Origin of the sequence: Methylobacterium sp. E-065 (assembly GCF_022829605.1) — a bacterium.
Taxonomy (GTDB): domain Bacteria; phylum Pseudomonadota; class Alphaproteobacteria; order Rhizobiales; family Beijerinckiaceae; genus Methylobacterium.
This window is the reverse complement of sequence record NZ_JAKSYD010000154.1, coordinates 1-1,065: the sequence shown is the minus strand read 5'-3', so window position 1 is coordinate 1,065 and position 1,065 is coordinate 1. Positions and strand designations below refer to the sequence as shown.

Below are 1,065 nucleotides of genomic sequence, written 5' to 3'. Positions count from 1 at the left end.
GACGGCAGCGGTCGCTGGCAATCGCAGCCAACCGTGCCGCGTCGGTCGCATCGAGGAGCACGCATACCGTCTGAGCCATCGCCCAGACTCGCACGTCTCATCCTACGCGTGAATCCTCCGTCCGCGTCACTGCACTAGCTTTCGACTGCATCCTATAATCTTCGTAAATCTAAGATTAAGAATTCATTAACCTAATTGAGATTTGCTTTACCTGCTTCATACACTGAGAAGATGAGCTATGTCGCGAGCTGCAGCACACCAAGATGTCGGAGGTGATCTCGCAGTGCAGCGCATCCCCAATACCGACACTATCGCTGAGGTCGTCGATTTGGCTTCTGGCCGAGTGATCGAAACCGCGGGCGCCGCGGTCGATGTTCTGTCGCCGGAGACGCCTTTCGTCGCCCGCGGTCTGCGCCTGAACTGGGCGGCCAAGCGCGGCCTCGATGTCGGCGTGGCCGTCACCGCCCTGTTCCTGCTGCTGCCGCTGCTTCTGCTCATCGCCCTGCTGGTCTGGGCCGGCGATGGCCGCGCCCCGATCTTCCGCCACATGCGCCTGGGCCTCGACGGCCGCTCGTTCGGCTGCCTCAAGTTCCGCTCCATGGTCACCGACGGCGAGGCGGTGCTGGCCGCCCATCTGGCCTCCGACCCGCGGGCCCGGGCCGAATGGGCCGCCACGCACAAGCTCAGCAACGATCCGCGCGTCACCGCGATCGGGCAGGTGCTGCGCAAGACCTCGCTCGACGAGCTGCCCCAGCTCTGGAACGTGCTGCGCGGCGAGATGAGCCTGGTCGGGCCCCGCCCGATCGTGCCGGCCGAGGTCGCCCGCTACGGCCGCGCGTTCCAGACCTGCTTTGCCGTGCCCCCTGGCGTGACCGGGCTGTGGCAGGTGTCGGGCCGCTCGGACACGAGCTACGCCGAGCGGGTGGCGCTGGGCCAGCACCGCCGGGATGGTGCGCAGCATGATCGCGATGTCCCGGCGCAGGCTCCAGCGGCTGGCATAGTCCAGATCCAGCGCCACCCGCTCGGCGTAGCTCGTGTCCGAGCGGCCCGACACCTGCCACAGCC

1 pseudogene is annotated in these 1,065 nt (G+C 66.6%); it reads left to right on the top strand.

What is annotated here, in order from left to right:
- Positions 1 to 238: 238 nt before the first annotated feature.
- A pseudogene (locus MKK84_RS20670) lies at positions 239 to 871 on the top strand (sugar transferase); the annotation flags it as partial.
- Positions 872 to 1,065 lie beyond the last annotated feature (194 nt).